The organism is Pseudomonas sp. FME51 (assembly GCF_014897305.1).
In genome coordinates this window covers 460357-486076 of sequence record NZ_JABUYN010000001.1, presented here as the reverse complement: position 1 = coordinate 486076, position 25720 = coordinate 460357, and the positions used below count along the sequence as shown (strand labels likewise).

General features: G+C 38.2%; 20 protein-coding genes and 3 tRNA genes. 13 read left to right on the top strand and 10 right to left on the bottom strand.

Features of this window, described 5'->3' with window-relative positions:
* Positions 1-16 precede the first annotated feature (16 nt).
* Entirely contained in the window at positions 17-2389 is a 2373-nt protein-coding gene (gene ppsA / locus INT39_RS02235; protein WP_193014512.1) for a phosphoenolpyruvate synthase, read from the top strand.
* Positions 2390-2843: 454 nt separating this feature from the next.
* Here ppsA and ydiK read toward each other — a convergent pair whose 3' ends face one another.
* Entirely contained in the window at positions 2844-3956 is a 1113-nt protein-coding gene (ydiK, locus tag INT39_RS02230) for an AI-2E family transporter YdiK (protein WP_193014513.1), read from the bottom strand.
* A 216-nt stretch (positions 3957-4172) separates the two neighbouring features.
* On the opposite strand from ydiK, the gene INT39_RS02225 reads away from it, so the two are divergent.
* From INT39_RS02225 to INT39_RS02175, 11 genes are all read left to right on the top strand, one after another.
* Positions 4173-7229, top strand: coding sequence for an FAD-binding and (Fe-S)-binding domain-containing protein (locus INT39_RS02225; protein ID WP_193014514.1), 3057 nt, complete (start codon positions 4173-4175; stop codon positions 7227-7229).
* A complete protein-coding gene (menI, locus tag INT39_RS02220; RefSeq protein ID WP_193014515.1) occupies positions 7226-7639 on the top strand; it encodes a 1,4-dihydroxy-2-naphthoyl-CoA hydrolase in 414 nt (137 codons plus the stop codon). The genes INT39_RS02225 and menI overlap by 4 nt, the downstream gene beginning before the upstream one ends.
* Positions 7640-7809: 170 nt before the next feature.
* Complete coding sequence (locus tag INT39_RS02215; protein ID WP_193014516.1) at positions 7810-8430, top strand: hypothetical protein; 621 nt, start codon at positions 7810-7812, stop codon at positions 8428-8430.
* Positions 8431-8847: 417 nt separating this feature from the next.
* Complete coding sequence (gene sufA, locus INT39_RS02210; RefSeq protein WP_193014517.1) at positions 8848-9216, top strand: Fe-S cluster assembly scaffold SufA; 369 nt, start codon at positions 8848-8850, stop codon at positions 9214-9216.
* A 17-nt stretch (positions 9217-9233) separates the two neighbouring features.
* Positions 9234-10736, top strand: a complete 1503-nt coding sequence (gene sufB / locus INT39_RS02205) for a Fe-S cluster assembly protein SufB (protein WP_193014518.1) — start codon at positions 9234-9236, stop codon at positions 10734-10736.
* Between the two features lie 44 nt (positions 10737-10780).
* Positions 10781-11527, top strand: a complete 747-nt coding sequence (sufC, locus tag INT39_RS02200) for a Fe-S cluster assembly ATPase SufC (RefSeq protein WP_193014519.1) — start codon at positions 10781-10783, stop codon at positions 11525-11527.
* Positions 11502-12809, top strand: a complete 1308-nt coding sequence (gene sufD / locus INT39_RS02195) for a Fe-S cluster assembly protein SufD (RefSeq protein ID WP_193014520.1) — start codon at positions 11502-11504, stop codon at positions 12807-12809. Before sufC ends, sufD begins: the two co-directional genes overlap by 26 nt.
* Positions 12810-12819: 10 nt before the next feature.
* The gene (gene sufS / locus INT39_RS02190; protein ID WP_193014521.1) at positions 12820-14058 is read left to right on the top strand and encodes a cysteine desulfurase SufS; all 1239 of its coding nucleotides are present in this window, start codon (positions 12820-12822) and stop codon (positions 14056-14058) included.
* Positions 14059-14081: 23 nt separating this feature from the next.
* Positions 14082-14510 (top strand): cysteine desulfuration protein SufE, encoded by a 429-nt coding sequence (gene sufE / locus INT39_RS02185; protein ID WP_193014522.1) that lies wholly within the window; start codon positions 14082-14084, stop codon positions 14508-14510.
* 117 nt (positions 14511-14627) lie between these two features.
* Positions 14628-15545, top strand: coding sequence for a L,D-transpeptidase family protein (locus INT39_RS02180; protein WP_193014523.1), 918 nt, complete (start codon positions 14628-14630; stop codon positions 15543-15545).
* 162 nt (positions 15546-15707) lie between these two features.
* Complete coding sequence (locus tag INT39_RS02175) at positions 15708-16412, top strand: hypothetical protein (protein WP_193014524.1); 705 nt, start codon at positions 15708-15710, stop codon at positions 16410-16412.
* 94 nt (positions 16413-16506) lie between these two features.
* Here the strand turns inward: INT39_RS02175 and INT39_RS02170 are convergent, their stop codons facing one another.
* The 7 genes from INT39_RS02170 to INT39_RS02140 all read right to left on the bottom strand — a co-directional run bounded on the left by INT39_RS02170 (position 16507) and on the right by INT39_RS02140 (position 21910).
* Complete coding sequence (locus tag INT39_RS02170) at positions 16507-16746, bottom strand: Lpp/OprI family alanine-zipper lipoprotein (RefSeq protein ID WP_193014525.1); 240 nt, start codon at positions 16744-16746, stop codon at positions 16507-16509.
* Positions 16747-17011: 265 nt separating this feature from the next.
* Entirely contained in the window at positions 17012-18070 is a 1059-nt protein-coding gene (locus INT39_RS02165) for a linear amide C-N hydrolase (RefSeq protein WP_193014526.1), read from the bottom strand.
* A gap of 152 nt (positions 18071-18222) precedes the next feature.
* The gene (pykF, locus tag INT39_RS02160) at positions 18223-19635 is read right to left on the bottom strand and encodes a pyruvate kinase PykF (RefSeq protein WP_193014527.1); all 1413 of its coding nucleotides are present in this window, start codon (positions 19633-19635) and stop codon (positions 18223-18225) included.
* Between the two features lie 463 nt (positions 19636-20098).
* Positions 20099-20175, bottom strand: a tRNA-Val gene (locus INT39_RS02155).
* Between the two features lie 29 nt (positions 20176-20204).
* Positions 20205-20281 (bottom strand) — tRNA-Val (locus INT39_RS02150).
* Positions 20282-20310: 29 nt separating this feature from the next.
* Positions 20311-20387, bottom strand: a tRNA-Val gene (locus INT39_RS02145).
* A 149-nt stretch (positions 20388-20536) separates the two neighbouring features.
* The gene (locus INT39_RS02140) at positions 20537-21910 is read right to left on the bottom strand and encodes an MATE family efflux transporter (protein WP_193014528.1); all 1374 of its coding nucleotides are present in this window, start codon (positions 21908-21910) and stop codon (positions 20537-20539) included.
* 313 nt (positions 21911-22223) lie between these two features.
* On the opposite strand from INT39_RS02140, the gene INT39_RS02135 reads away from it, so the two are divergent.
* Positions 22224-22883, top strand: coding sequence for a riboflavin synthase subunit alpha (locus tag INT39_RS02135; protein WP_193014529.1), 660 nt, complete (start codon positions 22224-22226; stop codon positions 22881-22883).
* A gap of 102 nt (positions 22884-22985) precedes the next feature.
* On the opposite strand, the gene cfa is transcribed toward INT39_RS02135, so the two are convergent.
* On the bottom strand, positions 22986-24140 hold the full coding sequence (gene cfa / locus INT39_RS02130; protein ID WP_193014530.1) for a cyclopropane fatty acyl phospholipid synthase: 1155 nt from the start codon (positions 24138-24140) through the stop codon (positions 22986-22988).
* A 307-nt stretch (positions 24141-24447) separates the two neighbouring features.
* Positions 24448-25665: a purine nucleoside transporter PunC gene (punC, locus tag INT39_RS02125; RefSeq protein WP_193014531.1), complete on the bottom strand. Its 1218-nt coding sequence runs from the start codon at positions 25663-25665 to the stop codon at positions 24448-24450.
* Positions 25666-25720 lie beyond the last annotated feature (55 nt).

Here is a 25720-nt window from a genome sequence, read left to right as displayed (position 1 = left end):
AAAAGGATTGTTCTCAATGTCCAGCAATAGCCTCACCCCGTGCAATGTGCTTTGGTATAACCAATTAGGTATGAATGACGTTGATCGTGTTGGTGGGAAAAATGCTTCCCTCGGTGAAATGATCACAAACCTAGCGGAACTGGGTGTTTCTGTTCCTAATGGGTTTGCTACCACAGCGCAAGCGTTTAATGATTTTCTGGAACAGAGCGGTATCAATCAGCGTATTTATGAATTGCTTGATAGCGTTAATGTTGATGATGTTCATCAACTGACCCAAGCAGGTAATCAAATTCGCCAATGGGTAATTGATACACCTTTTACACCCCAGTTTGAAAAAGATATCCGTGATGCTTATCTCACATTAAGTGAAGGTGAGTCAGAGGCTTCTTTTGCTGTTCGTTCATCTGCAACAGCAGAAGATATGCCTGATGCTTCTTTTGCTGGCCAACAAGAGACGTTTTTAAACGTTCAAGGTATTGATGCCATTCTCATTGCGATTAAACATGTATTTGCTTCGTTATTTAACGACCGAGCAATCTCTTATCGTGTTCATCAGGGCTATGATCACCGCGGTGTTGCATTATCTGCAGGGGTTCAACGTATGGTGCGTTCTGATCTTGCCTCTTCTGGTGTGATGTTTACCATTGATACAGAATCTGGTTTTGATCAAGTTGTCTTTATTACATCAGCTTATGGTTTGGGTGAAATGGTTGTACAGGGCGCAGTTAACCCAGATGAGTTCTATGTACATAAGCCAACTTTAGCAAAAGGCCTTCCTTCTATTGTGCGTCGTAACTTAGGTTCTAAAAAGATCCAAATGGTTTACGCAGACAGTATTGAGCATGGCAAACAAGTCCGTATTGAAGATACATCAGAATCACTGCGCAATCGTTTTTCTTTGACTGATGATGAAGTTCAAGAGCTGGCTAAACAAGCCGTATTGATTGAACGTCACTATGGTCGTCCAATGGATATTGAGTGGGCTAAAGATGGACATAACGGTCGTTTGTATATCGTACAAGCACGCCCTGAAACGGTGCGTTCAAACCAGCAAGTGATGGAGCGCTATCAGTTAAATGAAAGTGGTTCTGTTATTATTGAAGGTCGTGCTATTGGTCACCGCATTGGTACAGGTACAGTCAAAGTTATTCATAATTTAAACGAGATGGATAGAATTGAAGCGGGTGATGTACTTGTTACCGATATGACAGACCCAGATTGGGAACCTATCATGAAAAAGGCCTCCGCAATAGTAACTAATCGTGGAGGTAGAACTTGCCACGCGGCGATTATTGCGCGTGAGTTGGGCATTCCAGCGGTTGTTGGTTGTGGTGATGCCACAGAATGCATTACTGAAGGACAAGTAGTTACCGTTTCTTGTGCTGAAGGCGACACTGGGTTTGTTTATGATGGTAAACTGAATTTTTCTATTCAGAGCTCCGCAATCGATAACATGCCTGAACTTGACTTGAAAATCATGATGAACGTCGGCAATCCTGATCGGGCATTTGATTTTGCAGGTTTACCCAATGATGGTGTAGGTCTGGCACGTTTAGAATTTATCATCAACCGTATGATTGGTGTTCATCCTCGTGCATTATTAGAATATGACGATCAAAGCGATGCGTTAAAAGCGGAAATTAACGAGATGATGGCAGGTTATGAATCTCCTGTTGAATATTACATTAGTAAATTAACGGAAGGGATTGCGACATTAGCCGCAGCATTCTGGCCTAAACGCGTTATTGTACGTTTATCTGACTTCAAATCTAACGAGTATGCCAACTTAGTGGGTGGCGATCGGTATGAGCCTCATGAAGAAAATCCGATGTTAGGATTCCGTGGTGCAGGTCGTTATGTGTCTGATGATTTCCGCCGCTGTTTCGCCTTAGAATGTGAAGCGGTAAAACGAGTTCGTAATGATATGGGCTTAGATAATGTCGAAGTGATGATCCCATTTGTTCGTACAGTACGCCAAGCTGAAGAAGTGATTGAAGAATTAGCGGTAAATGGCTTGAAACGAGGTGAGAATGGCTTAAAAGTCATTATGATGTGTGAGATCCCATCAAATGCTTTATTAGCGGATAAATTCTTAGAACATTTTGACGGTTTTTCTATCGGTTCTAACGACATGACCCAATTAACATTAGGACTTGATCGTGATTCCGGTGTGGTGTCTTCGCTGTTTGATGAGCGTAATGATGCTGTGAAAGCGTTATTATCAATGGCGATTCAATCCGCTAAGCGTAACGGTAAATACGTGGGAATTTGTGGACAAGGCCCTTCTGACCATGAAGATTTCGCACAATGGTTAATGGAAGAAGGAATTGATAGTTTATCCTTAAATCCAGATACCGTAATTAAAACTTGGGTTAAATTAGCACAATAGAATTAATATAATCATCAATAAGTAAAAGCTCACAAAATAATGTGAGCTTTTTTTATACAATTATTAAATAATAGGCAAAAAAAAAGCCTATCATGGGCTGACAGGCAAAGACTACACACAGCAATATTTTATATTCTTTCATCCCGCCAATTAATTTATTAATATGAAAGGCGAAATCATTAATTCGATGAAACATTTGTTTCGTTGATATTTATATTAAGAGAAATACGTTAGTTATGCTCTAAGAATTATCTCAATAAAAAGAATATTGGTTTATTTAAAAGTGAATATAACTTGCTGGTAACAAACAGGTTTAAAAAAATGTAATTTGTTTCAAATTGTAAGTTTGAATATAAAAATATAATAAATTACTCCTAAATTGATAATCTTTATTAAACTTTGAGCGGTTATTTTAGACCATGTAAGTAGCTACACTTACATGGTCTATTATTATTTATTCTTTTTCGATAAAGTTTTTATTCATAAATTCTACTGTTTCAGTTAAATCAGGATTAGGTTTTGGTACTTCATTAATCCATGCATTTAATAAACTATGTGCAACAGCAAGAACAACAGGGCCGATAAATAATCCAATCATACCTAATGTTAAAATCCCCCCAATAACACCAGTGAGAATTAACACCATCGGTAAATCAGCTCCCATTTTGATTAAATAAGGTCGTAATATACCGTCCATGGTTGCAACCGCACCGCCCCAAATTACCATTACGATGCCCCAAGTGGTATCACCCGTCCAGAATAGCCATAAAACGGACGGGATCAGCACTAATAAAGGCCCTATTTGCGCGAGACAACAAATAAACATGATAACGGTTAATACGGTAGCATAAGGTACACCAGAGACAGCAAGGCCAACACCACCAACAATGGCTTGAATTAACGCAGTTAATACCACACCTAGAGCCACTGCACGTATAGACATGGATGCCAGTAAAATAGCCGCATCACCACGTTGGCCCGCCAAGCGAATCGCAAAATGGCGTAACCAAGCAACAACGTTTTCACCTTGTAAAAACAGTAAGCCAGAAAATAACAACATCACACCTAAATGTAAGGCAAATCGACCGATATTTAAGGCTTGAGCAAAAAACCAGTTTGCCGCTTGCCCAACATAAGGTTGGATTTTGGTGATTAACGCATTGCCACCAGAGACAAGAATAGAGTGCCATGTGTCATAAAGTTTACTTCCTATCATGGGAATATCATTTAACCACAATAGTTGAGGAGGCTGAATATTCGAAGGTGATTTTGCTAATTCAATTAATGGCGCACTATTATCGATAACACTGCTAATTAACAAGATAATGGGAATAACAAAGATCAGTAATATCAAGATCATCATTATCATGGTAGATAGCCAACGATATTTTACACGTTTTTCAATAATAAGAAGTAATGGCCATGTCGCAACAACAATCATTCCAGCCCAAATAAAGCCCACGATAAAGGGATTAAGTATCCAAAAACTGGCGATAATAAAAAAAGAAATAAAAAGAACAGTGAATAAAACTTTGGGTATATCTGTATGGATCTGCGGTTTTTCCATGGTTTTAAATCCCTACACGAATAAAAATGCTAGAAGCAGATGAATTAACATTGCAAATATCACGTTGTTTATATCACTACGCAATTTGCCAGAATTGTATGATAAGGTGAACAGGTATCGGTCTGAAAGTACAAAATGAAGCAATGTACCTATTGGCATACATTTCAACGTCTAAAATTAAGCAATGTGGACTATTAGATTAAAGAGCTATAACACATGATCCCACGTATATCACAAGCACCGCAAGTTAGTGAACTCACAATTGAATTTCTTGATACTCTTCGAAAAAATGGTTTCACTGGTGATATTTCCAGCAGCTACGCTGATAGACTCACTATGGCAACAGATAATAGTATTTATCAGCTATTGCCACAGGCTGTTGTTTTTCCTCGCTCAACAGCCGACGTCACTATTATAGCACGGTTAGTTGATGAACCTCGTTTTCACTCACTTTCACTAACGCCAAGAGGCGGTGGAACAGGAACCAATGGACAGGCTTTAACTGACGGCATTGTGGTTGATTTATCTCGTTTTATGAAACGTATTATTGAGATAAACCCAGAAGAGGGTTGGGTAAAAGTTGAGGTGGGTGTAATAAAAGATGAACTTAACCTTTTTTTAAAGCCGTATGGCTTCTTTTTTGCGCCAGAGCTTTCTACCAGTAACCGCGCCACATTAGGTGGCATGATTAATACCGATGCATCAGGGCAAGGTTCTATGGTTTATGGTAAAACCTCTGATCACGTTCTTGGTGTTCGGGCTGTACTTTTAGGCGGTGAACTCCTTGAAACCCGTGCTATGGATACTGCTCTTGCTGAAAATATTGCTAAAGAAAGCTCAGCGATGGGTAAGGTTTATCGAACCGTTTTATCGCGTTGTAAAGAGCAACGAAAACTTATTCTTGAAAAATTTCCTAAACTAAACCGTTTTTTAACGGGTTATGATTTGCGCCATGTTTTTAGTGATGACATGAAACGCTTTGATTTAACAAGAATATTAACAGGTTCAGAAGGAACGCTTGCGTTTATTACAGAGGCAACGCTGGATATTACACCGATCCCCAAGCAGCGCAGTTTAGTGAATGTAAAATATGACTCTTTTGATTCAGCATTACGTAACGCGCCTTTTCTTGTTAAAGCGAACGCACTTTCTGTTGAAACAGTTGATTCCAAAGTATTAAACCTTGCTCGTGAAGATATTGTGTGGCATTCCGTCAAAGAATTGATCACGGATGTGCCTGATAAAGATATGCAAGGGCTTAATATTGTTGAATTTGCCGGTGATGATAAAGCATTGATTTATTCTCAAGTGACATCATTATGCCAACGTTTAGACGTATTAATGAAAGAAGGGAAAGGTGGCGTTATTGGCTACCAAGTGTGTGATGATTTAGCAGATATTAACCGTATTTATGCTATGCGTAAAAAAGCGGTAGGTTTATTAGGTAATGCAAAAGGGCGGGCAAAGCCAATTCCTTTTGTGGAAGATACCTGTGTACCACCAGAACATCTTGCAGATTATATTACAGAATTTAGGGCGTTGCTCGATGGACATCAGCTCAATTACGGTATGTTTGGTCATGTTGATGCGGGTGTCTTACATGTAAGGCCTGCACTGGATATGTGTGATCCACAACAAGAGCTATTAATGAAATCTATTTCAGATGACATTGTTGCATTGACTGCTAAATATGGTGGATTGCTTTGGGGCGAACATGGAAAAGGTTTTAGAGCGCAATACAGTCCTGATTTTTTTGGCGAAACGCTTTATCATGAACTGCGCCAAATCAAAACGGTGTTCGATCCTCGAAATAGACTTAACCCTGGGAAAATCTGCCCTCCATTAGAGGTTGATGAACCTATGAAACAGGTTGATACCCTTAAACGAGGCACCTTTGATCGCACTATTCCATTATCTGTTCGTCAAGATTTTAAAGGAGCTTTAGACTGTAATGGTAATGGGCTTTGCTTTAATTTTGATGCGAAAAGCCCAATGTGCCCTTCAATGAAAATTAGCGGACAACGCATTCATTCACCTAAAGGACGAGCGGCACTTGTGAGAGAATGGTTGCGGTTATTAACCGAGCAAGGTGTTAGCCCAAAACAACTTGAATCAAGTCTTGAAAATAACAAGCCAAGTTTAAGGGGCTTGATAGAAAAGACGCGCAATACATGGAAAGCCAAACGTGGTGAATATGATTTCTCACATGAGGTGAAAGCAGCCATGAATGGCTGTTTAGCCTGTAAAGCATGTTCAACTCAGTGTCCGATTAAAATTGATGTGCCATCATTTCGTTCAAAATTTACGGAACTGTACCACCAGCGCTATTTACGCCCATTAAAAGACCATATTGTTGCTAATGTTGAACTAACAACGCCAATAATGGCTAAAGCGCCGGGGTTCTTTAATTTCTTTATGAAGCAACCCTTGATACAGTCATTAAGTAAACATACGATTGGTATGGTCGATTTACCATTACTATCATCACCAACGTTAAAACAGCAACTCGCAGGTCATCAAGCTTTAACGATGACGCTAGAAGATTTAGAGCGCTTATCAGATAAGCAACGGAGTCATTATGTGTTGGTGGTGCAAGATCCTTTTACCAGCTATTACGATGCAAAAGTAGTTGCTGATTTTATCAAACTGATTGAAAAAATTGGATTTAAACCTGTTTTGCTGCCGTTTTCACCGAATGGTAAAGCGCAACATATTAAAGGTTTTTTACAACAATTTAGTAAAACAGCGCAAAAAACCTCAACCATGCTTAATCGTGTTGCTCAATTAGGTATTCCAATGGTGGGGGTTGATCCAGCATTAGTGCTTTGTTATCGCGATGAATATCGTGAAATACTGGGTGATAAGCGTGGTGATTTTAATGTTCAACTTGTTCATGAATGGCTAAATAAATTAGTGAATGAACCAATAGCTGTTCGCGATGATGCTGAAAAATGGTATCTTTTCGGCCACTGCACCGAAGTGACGGCGCTTCCACTAAGCATGAAACAGTGGCAGACAATTTTTCAACGTTATGGACAGCAACTCGAATTTGTTAGCACAGGATGTTGTGGAATGGCAGGAACTTATGGACATGAGCTGAATAATTATGAAAATTCATTAGGAATTTACCAACTCTCATGGGGTAATGCATTAAAAACATTACCCACTATGCGTTGCTTAAGTACAGGGTACTCATGTCGTAGCCAAGTAAAACGTATTGATAATATTGAGCTAAAACACCCACTACAGGCGCTACTGGAGATTATGCCATGATATGGAAACGTGAAACTACACTAGAGCATCTTAATCATATTGGGCAAAATAATATGATGAGTCATTTAGGTATCGAATTAACGTGCCTTGGTGATGATTATCTTGAAGGAACAATGCCGGTTGATCACCGTACAAAACAACCTTTAGGGCTTTTACATGGTGGTGCTTCTGTCGTTTTAGCTGAAACACTGGGATCTGTTGCGGGGTATCTGTGTACCGAAGGTGAACAGAAAATTGTGGGTCTAGAAATTAACGCTAACCATATTCGCTCAGCTAGAGAAGGTAAGGTTAGAGGTGTGTGTAAACCGATTCATTTAGGTCGTTCGCATCAGGTTTGGTCAATAGAAATATTTGATGATGAAAATCGTCAGGTGTGTATTTCAAGATTAACCACCTCTGTTATTTCTTAAAAGATAAAAAATGAAACGCATAAAGTGAAATACTCGCTTTATGCGTTTTTTTATGTTTATAGATAATGTCAAAAAGAATAAAAAAGAGAGAAAATAGAAAATATTCTTTATAAAAATTTTATTTTTAATGATAATCATTATCTTCATAATAAAAGATAAGACACTCAACAATGTTAACTATTTCAAAATTAAACACCACAGTATTATTAATTACCGGTTTGCTACTTACAGGATGTGATAATAATTCAACCTCTGAGGCGAGTAATAATATAAGCCATATTCCTGTACAAACAGTATCTGGGTTTAATATGACGTATCCCACCTCATTTTCAATGAGCAGAGAAGATACTGAAAACTACTTTAAATTATTACCTGATAATGTTCAGGATGTCACAACTGAAATGATAGTCTATAAATCGCAGCCTATTTGTGATTTGTCAGAGGTTCGTCTGGTTTATTTTAAAATGATCGATGCAATGACTTACGATGTAGAGGCGGGTGCTCAAGGTATTATCGATAATATCGCGATAATAGATGGCATGAATGAAATTTCAACATCAATAAAACCATTAACGATCCTTGATGTTGAAAGTAGACATGTGTTGTTTGAAGGAAAGCTAGCAAAAGAGAATGTCAGTTACGAGGGCGTTTTAGTGGCAGATATTGGCACAAACCGAGTATGGCAGTTACAATTTATTAGCGAAATAAACAGCCAGTCTCATAAACAAAAGTATAGCCAAATGATTGAATGTACAAATAAATATATCCAAACAATTTCTATAAATGAATAAATTCAAAGAGCACACAATACAATAAGAAGTCGCTACACAAGTGGTGCTATCTTATCTCTTCAAGCAAGCATAAAAATAAAAAACAGTAGGGTGTAAATACGGTGGCGTAAATACACATTTTTATGCTTTTTTCTCTCGATTTCAGTGATAACATATAAAGTGCATTTATAGTGCAACTTATATGCGTATTGTGCGAAATAAAAGAAAAATGAAAAGTTTTATTTTTGTCATAAAAAAAGGCAAAAATGTTATATTACATAGCGTTAGAAATAATATTTAACAAATTTAACGCAATAATAGAACAAAAAACATACATTTGCATAATATCCTTTCAAAAGACATGGTTGAAGTGATAAGGGTTATCATTACCATTAGTGTCAGGAAAGATATCAATCTCCTTTCAAAATGAGGTCAGAAATGACAAACAACGTTGAAACTTTTTCTCTTAATGACACAACTTGGCAAGGCATTGAACTGACGGATAACGCAGCAAAGCATATTTGCCATTTAGTTGAGAAAAACCCTGAAAAACAGGGGCTTTCCTTAAATATCAAACCCTCTGGTTGTACTGGGTATGGTTATGTTATTGAACTCGCTACCGGCCCAAATGAAGATGACATTGTGTATGAACATAATGGTGCAAAACTATTTGTTTCATTGAAAGCAATGCCATTTATCGATGGACTGGTTGTTGATTATGTTCGTGAAGGACTTAATCAAATGTTTAAATTTAATAATCCTAAAGCTCAAAACGTCTGCGGATGTGGTGAGAGCTTCGGGGTATAACATAGTGAAGTCAGATTATGTCTCAGAGCAATGTTGAAATTGGTGATGAAGTTCAGGGATGGCTAAGTGATCATCACTATAAAGAAGGTTTTTATACCGATATATCAACCGATACCTTAGAAAAAGGATTAAATGAAGCGGTTGTGCGAGCAATATCGGCAAAAAGAAACGAACCAGAGTGGATGCTGGAATTTCGTTTAGATGCTTATCGCCATTGGTTAGAAATGGAAGAACCTCATTGGTTGAAAGCTGATTATCCATCGCTTGATTATCAGGATTATAGCTATTATTCAGCACCATCGTGTAGCTCATGCTGCGCTAATGGTAGTTGTGCTGGTGGAACAAATGAAGCGGTAGCCAGTGATAAACAAGCTGCTCAAGATTATTTAACCAAAGAAGTTGAAGACGCTTTTAATCAACTGGGTGTGCCTGTAAGAGAAGGGCAAGCGGTTGCAGTAGATGCAATTTTTGATTCTGTATCTGTTTCAACAACATATCGTGAAGAGCTTGCTGAACATGGCATTATTTTCTGTTCATTTAGCGAAGCAATTCAAGAATATCCTGATTTAGTGCGCCAATATTTAGGTACGGTGGTGTCTAGCCATGATAACTATTTTGCTGCACTGAATGCCGCCGTTGCCTCTGATGGTACCTTTGTCTATATTCCAAAAGGGGTACGTTGCCCAATGGAATTATCGACTTATTTTCGGATAAATGCAGCACAAACGGGCCAATTTGAACGGACGATTTTGGTCGCAGATGAAGGCAGTTATGTTAGTTATATCGAAGGATGCTCAGCACCCGTTCGTGATACTTATCAGTTACATGCGGCTGTGGTTGAAGTTATCATTCATAAAGATGCCGAAGTAAAATATTCCACAGTGCAAAACTGGTTTTCTGGTGGAGATAGTGAAGGCGGTATTCTTAACTTTGTGACTAAGCGTGCTATCTGCGAAGGTGAAAATGCCAAAATGTCGTGGACTCAGTCAGAAACAGGTTCTGCCATTACATGGAAATATCCAAGTGTGATTTTAAAAGGAGATAATTCAACGGCTGAATTTTTCTCTGTTGCACTAACCAATGGTAATCAGCAAGCAGATACCGGCACTAAAATGATCCATATCGGCAAAAATACCAAATCAACCATTATCTCTAAAGGTATTTCGGCAGGTAAAAGTCAAAACAGTTACCGAGGGCTCGTGAAAATACTCCCTGGTGCGCAAAATGCACGTAATTTTACACAATGTGATTCCATGTTAATTGGTACACAGTGTGGCGCGCATACTTTTCCTTATGTTGAAGTGATGAATAACTCAGCGCAGCTTGAACATGAAGCGACAACGTCACGTATTGGCGAAGATCAGCTATTTTATTGTCGCCAACGTGGATTAAGTGAAGATGATGCAATCTCAATGATTGTAAATGGATTTTGTAAAGACGTGTTCTCAGAATTACCGCTGGAATTTGCTGTAGAAGCACAAAAATTATTAGCAATCAGCTTAGAACATAGCGTTGGTTAAGCATTAACCAAATTCTGGGTATAAAGATACCGAAGGCATATATTATGTTAGATATTAAAAATTTACATGTCAGTGTTGAAGGCAATGAAATCCTCAAAGGATTAGATTTGCATGTTCGTGCCGGTGAAGTTCATGCGATTATGGGCCCAAATGGCTCAGGTAAAAGTACCTTGTCTGCAACGCTTGCTGGTCGTGATGAGTATGAAGTTGATGAAGGTACGATCACGTTTAAAGATAAAAATTTATTAGAATTAGAACCAGAAGATCGTGCGGGCGAAGGTGTTTTTATGGCATTTCAATATCCTGTTGAAATACCCGGTGTCAGTAATCAGTTTTTCTTACAATCTTCAGTGAATTCCGTAAGAGAATATCGTGGTCAAGAGCCGTTAGATCGGTTTGATTTCGAAGACTTTATTGAAGATAAAATTAAATTACTGGATATGCCACAAGATTTGTTAACACGCTCTGTTAACGTAGGGTTCTCTGGTGGTGAGAAAAAACGTAACGACATTTTACAAATGGCGGCACTAGAGCCTGAATTGTGTATTTTAGATGAAACCGATTCAGGCCTTGATATTGATGCATTAAAAATTGTGTCTAATGGTGTAAATAGCCTGCGTGATGGCAAACGTGCCTTTATTATTGTTACGCACTATCAACGTATTCTTGATTATATTAAACCTGATTTTGTACATGTGCTTTATCAAGGGAAAATTATTAAATCAGGTGATTTCTCGTTGGCGCAAAAATTGGAGGAACAAGGTTATGGCTGGCTTATTGACCCTCAATGAAAAGCGTGAAAAACAGCATCAAGTTGAATTGCGTAATCAACAAGCATTAAAGATGTTTTCGGCGTTATATCATCAACGTAAAGGTGAAGATAGCCTGAATGCACGCCATCATTGGTTGCAAGTGGAAAAAGTAGGTTTTCCAATTTATCGCCACGAAGATTGGCATTATACGCCATTAGACGAGACGTTAAGACAGCACTATCAACAGTTACCTCCTTTTGAGGTACAAAACTTAATCGCTGAACATGCCTTATCGCTTGATTGCTATCGTGTTGTGATGGTAAATGGTACATTTTCACCAATAGAAAGCAGCAAAGAATTTGGCCCTTACCAAGTGACGTTATTGGATAATCAGAGCGAATTACCAGAAGCTATCAATAGTGAAATTTTCTTACATTTAGTTGAAAGTTTGGCACCACACCCTTTGTTAATTACGCTGAAAAAGGGGGTTATTGCAGATAAGCCGCTTTATATCCTCAATATTACTCAGGGCGAGCATAAAACAGAGGTGAATAGCGCGAATTATCGTTTTCACCTTGATGTGGGTGCAAATACACAGATGCAAGTGATTGAGCACTATATCAGCAGTGATAATGAAAATCGTCATTTTACAGGTGCTAGATTAACGGCAACTATCGGTGATAACGCCTCTTTTAACCATATCAAATTAAATTTTGAAAATGCAGAAAGTCAGCATTTTGCTCATAACGATCTCACAGTAGGCCGTGATGCTCGGGTTCATAGTTATGCTTTTTTATTAGGCGGTAAGCTTAGCCGACATCACACCAGTTCTGCGCTTAAGGGTGAAAATACAGCACTTTCAATGAATAGCGTTGTGTTACCTAAAGCAGGTGAAATTGCTGATACTCGTACATGGTTAGTACATGGTGAGAAGAACTGTCAAAGTCGTCAACTGCATAAAACGATTGCAATGGATGCAGGAAAGGCGGTATTTAACGGAATGATCACTGTAACACCGCAAGCATTAAAAACAGATGGTCAAATGACCAATAACAATCTGTTGTTAGGCGAGAAAGCACAAATCGATACTAAGCCACAGCTTGAAATTTATGCTGATGACGTGAAATGTAGCCACGGTGCAACCGTAGGGCGAATCGATGATGAACAGTTGTTTTATTTGCGCTCACGCGGTATTTCATTAAGTGAAGCACGTAAAATGATCATCCATGCATTTGCTGCTGAGTTAACTGAATCATTAGAAAACAGTGTAATTAAAGCGCGGGTATTAGACAGAATTAATCAGCGCTTATTAGAGGTATAAATAGGCAATTATGACGCATTCCATTGAAAAAGCACGAGATGATTTTCCCATTCTTTCACAACAGGTGAAAGGAAAACCTCTGGTCTATCTCGACAGTGCCGCAAGTGCTCAGAAACCGGCTTGCGTCATTGAACATGAAACGCAATTTGCCTTAACACAATATGCCGCGGTTCACCGCGGCATTCATACGCTAAGTGCAAATGCAACAACCTTAGTTGAAGATGTTCGTAAAAAAGCCTGTAATTTTTTAGGTGCTAATAGTGAAGAAGAGATCATTTTTGTCAAAGGAACGACAGAAGGGATTAACTTAATTGCGAATGTTTATAGCCAACGATTCTTAAATGATGGTGACAATATCATCATTACTGAAATGGAACATCATGCGAATATTGTTCCGTGGTATATGCTAGCAAAACAATATGGGTTTAATGTTCGTATTTTGCCATTATTACAAGACGGCACACTCGATTTAACTCAGCTACCTCATTTAATTGATGAGCGTACTAAATTACTTAGCATAACTCACCAATCAAACGTATTAGGCACAGTTAATCCTATTGTACAAATTATTGATGATGCTCGTCGCTATGCCATTGAACAAGGTGGTGAGTTACATGTGTTGGTGGATGGTGCTCAAAGTGCAATGCATCAATCTATCGATGTATTACAGCTTGATTGTGACTTTTTTGTTTGTAGTGGGCATAAACTTTATGGCCCTACAGGCATTGGGTTGTTGTATGGTAAAAAAGCCATACTTGATGAGTTACCACCTTGGGAAGGCGGTGGTGCAATGATAAAACATGTCCATATCAATGGTGATATTACTTATGCGGATGCGCCTTGGCGTTTTGAAGCAGGCACTCCTAACATTCTGGGGATGATTGGCTTAGGTGCAGCATTAGACTATCTTTCAAATTTAGGCATGAATAATATTGCAGAATATGAAAATAGCATAATGGAGTATGCACAAGAACAGCTACAAAAAGTAAAATCATTAACGCTGTATGGCAATGATTCTCGCCAAGGTGTGATAGCCTTTAATTTAGGTAAACATCACGCTTATGATGTGGGTGCTTTTCTTGATAATTATGGTATTGCTATTCGTACAGGACATCATTGTGCGATGCCAATTATGGATTATTATCAGGTTTCTGCAATGTGTCGCGCTTCTTTAGGGCTGTATACCAATAAAAATGATATAGATGCACTGGTGAATGCGCTATTGCGTGTCGAAATGCTATTAGGTTAAAGATTAAAACAAAGAGGTTATTCATGGCAGTTGCTAATTTGCCAGATGAAGCAAAATTATTACGCAATTTTTCCCGTTGTCAGGATTGGGAACAACGTTATCTTTATATGATGGAATTAGGTGAGCGTCTCACTCCTTTAACAGATGAACAACGTATTTCAGCTAATTTTATTGAAGGTTGTCAAAGCCAAGTGTGGATAGCCGTTTCTCTTAATGAGAATAAACAACTTGTGCTGGCGGGCGATAGTGACGCTGGCATTGTGAAAGGGCTTGTTGCTTTGGTGATTATCTTATTTCAAGGTAAAACTATCGAACAAGCACTTGCGACAGATATCAAACATTACTTCTCATCATTAGCACTAGAAAGTCACTTAACGCCATCTCGTACGCAAGGTTTGCATGCAATGGTAACAACACTTATTAAGCGTTTTTCAGAATACACTGTAGCGTAAATGTTACCCGATCCCACATTAATGATCTAAACTGACTAATTATATGAATAGCATAACAATGATAGTGTTATCATCATAATAGTCAGTTTATTTTATTTCTAACACACGGGATAAACGATGAAAAAATGGTTAACTCTCTTGGGTGTATCACTGTTAGGGATAAGTAGTCACTTATCTTATGCCACAGAATACCTGCTACCTGCTGATGGCCAGCGTATTATTGGTGATAACCAGTCGTACATTGTGCCTGATGATAAACGTTCACTTGAAGCAATTGCGTCTGAATACCAAGTTGGATTGCTTAATATGATGGAAGCAAACCCAGGTATTGACCCTCTTTTACCTGAGGCAGGGAAAACATTAACTATTCCGTTGCAGATGATTTTACCGGACACTGTTCGTAAAGGTATTGTGATCAATCTTGCTGAATTACGGCTTTATTATTATCCCAAAGAGGGAGGAACGGTTGATGTTTATCCCATTGGTATTGGTCAATTAGGGCGAGAAACACCTGAAATGGTGACCACTATCTCTCAACTTATAAAAGATCCTACTTGGACACCGACAACAAATATTCGTAAAAATTATGCAGCAAAAGGGATCACATTACCTGCGGTGGTTCCTGCTGGCCCTGAAAACCCAATGGGAGCATATGCGTTAAGACTGTCACACAGTCGAGGTGAATACCTTATTCATGGTACTAACGCAGATTTTGGTATTGGTTTAAGAGTGAGTTCAGGTTGTATTCGCTTACGCCCTAATGATATTGAAACCCTATTCAATGTGGTGCCAAAAGGCAGTCGAGTCCAAATCATTAACAAACCGATTAAATTTACAGAAACGGCAGATGGCAGGCAATTTATTGAAGTTCATCAGCCATTATCACGTAATGAAGATGACGATCCACAAACTATGCCGCTTACTTTTACTAAACAATTTAATGCTTGGTATGAAAGTGGCAAGGTAGATAAAGACAAAGCGGATGCTGAGCTCATTCGACGTTCGGGTATTCCTGTTGATGTAACATTATATTAATACAATATTTTATTAAACAGATGCTTAAGGCATCTGTTTTTTTATATGAGTGATAAAGTTGAAAACACACTCATAGGGCAAAAGGCGTATTTTTAACATTAAATTAACGTTATTATCTTTAATATGAATAGCCTCTTTTATTGATATAAGGAAATAGATGTTATGATAAACGGCTCAAATAATACTCCTCGTACGGCTAGTATTTCTGAACGTATTACTATTGGTGTTGAAAATAAATGTAGTCAATTGGCAAATGTAGTCGCTGCAATAAAAAATAGTACAGAAACTTTTTTTATGGGAAGTGAAGCGAAAAGACAACAGAATACGAATAAAACATGTGGTGAGCTAATTCAGCGGATCTCATCACAAACAAAAAATTATGAATATGAAGTATTAGATGTAAAAAAATTGAATGGCAGTGGGTGTATTAGTACTAGGTTCACCCATAAAACATTGACTAATGATGTGACTAAATTATTCTGTTCCATAAAAAATGAATTGTTGAATCAAACACATAAAACACTATCGTGCACGCACGGCCATCCTGATAAATCAGTTAATATAATACTGGCGACACTGTATCAGGTTTATCAACAGGCTGATAAATTTATTCAGAAGAATATTAATCCTGGTCATAATGATTTATTAAAATCACAGATATTTGAATTAATTAGTAATAATTTTATTATTGAAAGTGATCGGCAAATGACTCAAAACGATAATGTTATTGAACTCCTTAAAAATATAAATAAAAACCATAAAGATACATTACATTCGCAAAAAGAAATATCGAAAGAAAAAATAGAATATAAAATTGATAGATACGACAAGATCCAAGAAAATTTAAAAGAGAGTTTTTTTATGTAAAATCTTATGGCATATAAACCAAAGCCCTAACTATGTTAGGGCTTTGTAATTAATGCTTATCTAAAAATTGTTTTCAGCGTATAGGCGAGTCAACTTATTTTTTATAAGTAGTGACTTGGTTATCTAAACGTTGATTAGCACGAGCCGCTTCATCGTAAGCTGATTTTGCAGCAGCTTGAGCAGATTGTACATCACTGCTTAGTTGTTGAACTTGAGTATTCAGGCGGCTTACATCAGAAGAGATTTGATCTAATTGTGCATTATTACTAGAAGAACAACCTGCTAATAAGCCTGAAGCCAGAATTACTGCACCTAGTACAAGTTTCGCTTTCATAGTGACAACCTCTATTATTAGTTTGTGTTAAGGAACAAGTAGCATTTATATGAAGCCATGAATAAGTATGGCACAGATATAAGGAAATGCAGGATTTATTTACCATATTCTACTTATTCATTAATTGAACAATAGAAAAAATAACACCTAAAACGCAAATATTCAGTACAAAAAATGCGTGTTATTTCACAAAAGAATTTTATTCATAAAAGTCTGATAGAAAAACATTTTATCTGTGGTTTTTTATTGTTATTTCTATTTTTACTTATAAAGCACCTTCTAAATTTACTTTTATGAAAATAGGTTCTGCTTCATTTTCAAACGAATTAAGTGTGAATTTCTGGAAATTAAGATTGTTGTATCCTCTAAAAAAAAGGATCCCGCGTGTTAAATCTGTAAGTGTGGTCCATACGGCAAATTCACTGGTATGAAGCGATGTTAACGTGTCGTGACCCAGTAGCGGATCGATCGTGGAATTTTTAGGACGATCAAAACGATTCATAATATGTGAAAGCTCAACAAGTTGCATATCAGGATCAGCAACTTTGTGATAGTAGGTTGTGTAATAAACGGCACGAATAAATCTATCTACAGACGTATCAGAGCTGGGTAATGATGCTAAAGCAATCCCGCTATCGGGTTGTTTCACTTTAATATTTCCCAGTGTACTGGTGGAAATATTAACATTAGAAAGGTGAGTGTAATTATTTAAGTGAGTAAGATGCCATGGAAATAAAGGGCCATTAGTCATGCAATAAGTCGGATTATCATAAATATGCAAATGACCATCAGAAACTTCAACAACAATACAAGCTCCGCTTTTATCATAAAAGGCATAATGAAAAGGACTAGGTAAATTGCGTAAAAGTAAGAGTTTTTGTGACCAAAAAGCTGTTTTAGGAATAGCTTGTTTTAACTCATCAACGTTTGCATATTGTGCTAAAGCCCATTCACCAATTGCCGCAATAGGGACTGATGTTGCGTAATGTTCTGGGTTAATATCATCGAGCTTTGAGTCAGGGAGCATATTCAAACTAAAAGAAAGCCCCTGAGTATTTACACCTTCAAGCACATCTTTTGTTCCTGCTAAATTAATCGGCGCTGTAATGGCGATAAAAGGGTATTTAACCGCATATTTTAGTCCTGGTGTACCGTCAGGGGCATTTTGTTGAAAAGTATGTGCTTTAGGATAATAAGCCAATATTGAAGCAGGTTTATCTGCTGAAAACTCCATTGTTCTACCATGATAGACTCGATTTTTCTTATCAGTGATAGCAAGAGTTGTGCAAGCAAAGACATTGGTATTTATTGTGTCATCCAGCATTTTATATCCTTAATTTGTATATAAATAAAAAAGGGATATTAAAAGGATAGAAGAAATAATGATGACAAGAGAAAAAATGAGCAGGTTAAAAGTGAATAATAAAAAAAACGCCACTTTAAAAGTGGCGTTTACACTATTAACGTACTATTAAATTACAGAACGTGAACAGAAGAAGTGTTAGTTGTACCGCTATCAACCAGTGCACCTGTTACCATGACAACACGGTCACCAGCATGAGCTAAACCACTTGCTAATGCCGCTTCTTTACCGATACGGTAGAAGTCATCAGTTGAAGAAATTTCGTTAACTAACTGAGTTGTGACACCTTTAACTAACAATAGTTGACGAGCTGTTTCTTCGTTGTTTGTTAAGGCTAAGATTGGTGCCGTTGGGAAATATTTACGGATAGAACGTGCTGATTTACCACCGAAAGTAGCAACAACAATAAGTGGTGAATCTAAGTTATCAGCCATTTCAACCGCACCGCGACATACCGCTTCAGTAACACGCAGTTTCGCACCTTTTTGGCTTACTTCAAGACGTGATTTCATGATACGGTCTGTACGATCACAAATCGTTGCCATGATAGTCACAGCTTCTACTGGATATTTACCTTTCGCACTTTCACCTGACAGCATAACTGCGTCAGTACCATCTAAGATAGCATTCGCAACGTCACCCGCTTCAGCGCGAGTAGGGCGTGGGTTTTTGATCATTGAATCTAACATTTGCGTTGCAGTGATAACCACTTTACGTGCAGCGTTACATTTTTCGATCATCATCTTTTGTGCAAAGATAACTTCTTCAACAGGGATTTCAACACCTAAGTCACCACGTGCAACCATGATACCGTCAGAAGCTTCTAAAATTTCATCGAAATTATTTAAGCCTTCTTGGTTCTCAATTTTTGAGATGATCATGATGTTTTCGCCGCCGTGTGCTTTTAAGTGCGCACGCATTTCTTCAACGTCTGAACGTTTACGAATGAAAGATGCGGCAACAAAGTCAACACCTTGTTCACAACCAAAGATCAGATCTTGTTTATCTTTTTCAGCTAATGCAGGTAAACCGATAGAAACGCCAGGTAAGTTAACACCTTTGTTTTCACCTAAGTCACCGTTGTTTAAAACTTCACAAACAACTTCAGTATCAGTTACCGCAGTGACTTTCATACCGATAAGACCATCATCAACTAATACGGTGTTACCTACAGTTAAATCTTTTGCGAAACCTTCATATGTCACCGCAACACGATCTTTATTACCAACAACAGATTTGTCTGTGGTGAATGTGAACGTTTGGCCAGCAACTAAAGCCACATCATTACCACCTTCTAATTTGATGGTACGGATTTCTGGGCCTTTAGTATCTAATAAGATAGCTGCTTTTTTGCCTGTTTTAGCACAAACGCTACGCAGGTTTTTGATACGGTTACCATGTTCTTCAAAGTCACCGTGAGAGAAGTTCAGACGCATAACATTCATGCCTGCGTCCAGTAATTGATTCAGTTTTTCTTCAGATTCGGTTTTTGGCCCGATGGTGCAAACAATTTTTGTCTTTTTCATGGCAGTCTATTTAATGGTTGTATTGTAATGGATGAATAGGGATTAATGTCGCTATTTTTATCAACGGCATCAACAGTGCGAAACAGGATGAATAAATTCATCTCTACGGGTAAGTTGCGCAACATGTTAATGGTTCCAGCAACATCATAAAAATCTTGTCACTATTTTGTAGTAAAGGTTGGCAGACATCTTACATTATAGTCTATCACGATTCATTTGTTCTGTTTTCTAAAGATGCCCGAAAATCAATACGCTGAAACCTTTCAACAAAATTATGTTTTGTATTATAGAGGTTAATTTCTATGAAGAAAATCGAAAAAAGGTAAATTTAAGTGATGTGATCAAAATACGGTGCTGACTGCTTGTTTTTTAAGCGTTTTGTTGCGCAATAAAATATTGCAAGCTGAATTAATTATTTTGTAGGGTAGGCAAGAAGTATAAAAAAGAAATAGAGAAATAGAAATGGTGCGTCCAAGTGGACTCGAACCACCGACCCCCACCATGTCAAGGTGGTGCTCTAACCAACTGAGCTATGGACGCACTGTATTGAAATGTTGCTGAAAAATAAATGGTGCGTCCAAGTGGACTCGAACCACCGACCCCCACCATGTCAAGGTGGTGCTCTAACCAACTGAGCTATGGACGCACTGTATTGAAATGTTGCTGAAAAATAAATGGTGCGTCCAAGTGGACTCGAACCACCGACCCCCACCATGTCAAGGTGGTGCTCTAACCAACTGAGCTATGGACGCATTATCTATTTTGGGTTACAACGGGGACGAATATTAACGAGATGATCCGATTCTGGCAAGAGGAAAAACACAAATTTATATTCAACTGCTCGTATTTAAAGCTATTTGTTGATATTTGTGCCATTCCCTTGCCAAAATAAGCGTTTTGTTTAACGCTCTGAGCGTAATAACACCACTTCATCAGATTGACGTTGGATCCACCAAATGCGAGAACCCATCATAATTGCTGATGCGGTTAAACCAAGAATAAAGCCAATCCAGAAACCGGCAGGGCCCATGGCTTCTACAACATAATCAGTACGCCCTAATAAATAACCTGAAGGCAGGCCAATAACCCAATAAGCGATAAAGGTGATAAAGAAGATAGAGCGCGTATCTTTATAGCCACGTAACACTCCAGAGCCAATGACTTGTACCGAATCTGATAGCTGGTAAAGTGCAGCAAACAACATGAGATGTGAGGCTAATGTCACTACTTCAATATTATCGTTATACATTAAGGCGATTTTTTCTCTAAAGATAATAGAGAAAATGGCAGTACAGCTTGCCAGCATTAAACCCACCGCAAGAGATGTAATGGCTGAAATACGAGCTTGTTCTGTAGAGCGTTGCCCTAGGTTATGACCTACACGAATGGTTGCAGCTATGCCCAATGAAAGAGGGAACATAAACATGAGTGAACTAAAGTTCAGTGCAATTTGATGGCTTGCAACGGCGGTCACGCCTAAAGGTGATACTAACAAAGCAACCACGGCAAACAGAGTTACTTCAAAGAATAACGCTAAACCAACAGGCAGCCCTAAAAATGTAATACGCTTTATGATGTTGAGTTCAGGAAGTACAAAACGTTTTTTAGGCTGAACATCGCGTTGTGTTGGCGCACGGCGAACGTAATAACGCATCATCAAGAACATTGCCCAAAAAACAGAGGCGGTTGCGACACCACAACCAATACCACCTAATTGTGGCGCACCAAATTTACCGTAAATGAAAGCATAGTTAACAGGAATATTGATCAATAAGCCTACAAAACCGATTATCATACCTGGTTTTGTTTTGGATAATCCTTCACATTGGCTTCTAAGTACTTGGTAATAAAGACAACCTGGGGCACCCCACATAATCGCATGAATAAAACCAATGGCTTTTTCTGCTAATTCAGGGTCAATATCATGTTGTGCTTCAATAATAAATCGGCTGTTATAAAGAATGGCAATAACCATGATCGATAAGAATGTTGCGAGCCAAAAACCTTGCTGTGTGCGATCAGCAATATGTTTTCGTTGCCCGGAGCCATTTAGTTGTGCAACGATTGGCGTTAATGCCATTAATATGCCTTGACCTAATAAAATGGTTGGCAACCAAATAGACGTACCCACTGCTACCGCAGACATTTCTGTGGCATTTACAGCACCCGCCATGACAGTATCAACTACACCCATTGCCGTTTGGGAAAATTGCGCGATGATAACGGGAATACCGAGAGCAAGTAAGCTACGCGCTTCTTTTATGTACTTCTGCACGCATACACCTTTATTTATTATAAGAAAACGATAGGAAAGAAAGAGAACAAACGCCGCATTGTTAAAATGACGTAAAGAGATCCTCAAGAACGCATATTCTAATGATAAAAGTTTAATTAGCAACGAAAGAAGTCTCGCTTTTTAAACACAGGATTTTGATAATTTATTAAGTGTTTTTACGTTATATTTAACGTCAATTATCGACACGGAATAAATGCGGTAATTGTTCCTTTGTATTAATACGAGCTATGTTATTCTAAATAGCATAAACCTAATTTGAGTTTACCAGTTTATCGAATCAAGGAGATGTCAGATGTTCACAGGTATTGTTCAGGGAAAAGGGCGGGTTGTTGCTATCGAAGATAAAGGCGATTTTCGTACCCATATCATTGAATTACCCAAAGCGTTAGTCGGCAATTTAGAGACAGGTGCTTCTGTCGCGAATAATGGTTGCTGTTTAACTGTCACTAAAATTGAAGATACACAGATTAGTTTTGATTTAGTGAAAGAGACATTGCGTCTAACTAACCTCGGTGAGTTAAAAGTTGGTTCGGAAGTTAATATTGAGCGTGCCGCTAAATATGGTGATGAAATTGGTGGGCATGTGATGTCTGGGCATATTGTGACAACCGCTGAAGTTGCCAAAATTATTACTTCAGAAAATAACTTACAAATTTGGTTTCGTATTTTTGATAAAGCATTGATGAAATATATTTTACATAAAGGTTTTATCGGTATTGATGGTATTAGCCTGACAATTGGTGATGTGGTTAATAACCGCTTTTGTGTGCATCTCATCCCTGAAACACGTGATAGAACAACATTAGGTCGTAAACGTCTCGGTGATAAAGTGAATATCGAACTTGATCCTCAAACTCAGGCGATTGTCGATACAGTCGAACGTGTTATGGCACAACAAGCACAGCAACAAGCTTTATTAGCAGCACAACAACAAAGTGAAAATGAAGAGTAAGCTTCACATAATTAATGATTAATATTGTTGCTATTAAAAGATAACCAAAGAAGAAGCCAGTTTATCAATCAAACTGGCTTTTCTCTTTTTATAAAAAAAGAATTAACGTGGGATTTGCAAACCGCCAATATGACCTTTAGGGCTTAGTACGATTTGCCATAGCTGAATATCTCTGGCACGAAAGGCACCTGCACAAGCATTAAGGTAATAGCTAAACATACGTTTAAAGCGGGGTGTGTAATGAGATTCAATATCAGGCCAAGAGACTAGAAAACGCTGATACCAAGCCATTAGCGTTTTATCGTAATCTGCACCAAAGTTATGCCAGTCTTCCATCACAAATTTGCTGTCCATCGCATGGGCAATTTTTTGAATAGAAGGTAGACAACCATTTGGGAAGATATATTTACTGATCCAACTATCCACATTCACTTTATCAAGGTTAGATCCAATGGTGTGCAGTAAAAATAAGCCTTCTTCCTTTAAATTACGACGAACGACATCAAAATAGGTAGCGTAATTCTTAGGCCCAACATGCTCAAACATACCCACTGAAACGATGCGATCAAATTTTTCCTGTAAATCACGGTAGTCTTCAAGAATAATATTAACATCGAGTCCTTGGCATCGAGCTTGTGCCATTTTTTGTTGTTCAACGGAAATAGTAACGCCCGTGACAGAAACACTAAAATGTTTTGTGGCATAAGCGGCAAGACCTCCCCAGCCACACCCAATATCTAATAAGGTCATCCCAGGTTTTAAATCTAATTTTCGACAAATGAGATCTAATTTATGTTCTTGCGCCTGCGCTAAGTTATCTGCATTTTTCCAATAGCCACAGGAATATTGCATATTAGGATCAAGCATGGCAGTAAATAAATCATTACCAAGATCGTAATGCTCTTTACCTACCATCCACGCTCGTTTTTGTGTTTGTAGATTAAAAAGGCGGGCTGTCGCGATTTTGATAATATCGCGTAGATTTTGTGGCAGCTTATTCTCAAGACCTGCACGTAAAACTTTATGAAAGAATATATCAAGTCGCTCACAATCCCACCAACCATCCATATAACTTTCACCGAGACCTAATGAGCCTTGCTGTAATACTCTTTTATAAAAATTTTGATTATGAACCTGAATATCATAAGGTTCAGAGCCATTCACTCGAATGTCTGCGTGAGTTAATAGTTCTATCGCGATCCTTTTATAAGGATCATTGGAGGTCTTTCGGCCTTCTTCTACACAAGATGTACTCATATACTCTCCGGCGTAAATTAAGCGGGTTTTGAGACATAAGGCCAAGAAAGGATGTGTGCAGATTGACAGTATTAAAATGGTATCGTGTTCAATAAAGAGTGAACGAATAGAATTAATAAGACAACTAATCTGACATAATCAGCTAATGATCGGTTTAACGCCTCAAAATCCGAAAGAAAAAATAAATAAAACGCTGTAATAGCGTATTAATAAGTATAGAGACGTAGTGTGGTTTTCTCTAGAAAAGAAAAAGGCCATTTTTTATAAAATGGCCTTTTTAAGATGATTCTTAAAAACTGAAAGGGGATTATTCTGCCGTTTGAACTGTGTGTTTGCTAACGGATTTATTTCGCTGAATAAAGTAACCAACCGCCATTGGAATGGCAGTCAACGCCATAATTGCTGTCGTATTAATTAAGGGTTGTTGGCTAATAAAGGCAGAGACAATAAAGCTGGCTAAGCTACAAAGACCAAGTTGGAGTGCGTTTTGTAATGCAGCTGCTTTACCACTAATTTCAGGGTAAGCAGATAACGCGTTAGAGACAGCGATTGGGTAAGATGCACCATTCATTGCCGCCATAATACAGAACGGAATTAAAATCGTGGTTAATGTTGGCTCAGTAAATTTAGCCACAAGATACAATGCTGTCATGCTGACTGCGTAGCCTATTAGCAATATTGGTAGCAGTGTTTTACCTGTCATTTTTGATAGTAAAATACGACAACCATAACCACCGACCATAAATGCGATAGTTTGTGGAATATAGCTTAAACCGATATCCTGTGGTGAGTAGCCCATCTTCTCAAGAATAATAGGAGAACCTGCTAACCAAGCAAAAAAACCAGCACTACAAGATGCATAAACTAATACGTTACCTGTATAGATAGGTGATTTTAGTAAAGTCATAAATGAAGCTGAAGGTTGTTTTGTGTCAGTAACAGATTTTTGTTTAATGTTTTTCAGCATTAATGTCGGTATCATTAAAACAAGGGTTACGACCATTAACAGCATGAAAATCATACGCCAGCCGCCATGATTTAATAACGATGCGCCAATCAAAGGGGCAAGGGCGGGTGATAGGGCAACCAATGGCATGATTAAGGCAAAAACGTGTTGCGCGCGAGATTCATCAAAGCGGTCAATGACTAATGCTTGCCAGATAACAGCAGCAGAACAGACACCAAAAGCTTGTAAGAAGCGCATTGCAAGTAAGCCTGTTGCACTTTCAACCCACAGCATGCCAAGGCAGCCTAAAGAGAAAAGACTTAAACCGATAAGTAGAATAGGCTTACGGCCCACTTTGTCAGAGAGCGGTCCCCAAAGTAATTGAGCAACAGCAAAGCCAAATAAAAAGATACTTAGGCTATTACTGATAGCGCCTTCGCTGATAGAGAGTTCACGTTGCATTATCCCAAATGCAGGCAAGTACATATCGATAGCTAAGTAACCCAACATACTCAGACCCGCTAGGTATACCATAAAGCTCATAGGTGTTTTTGATTGTGTGGCAGTTTTTGAATTCATTTTATTTTCTATGCTATGTGATGTAGAACATTTTATGTATTGTAACTAAGACCTA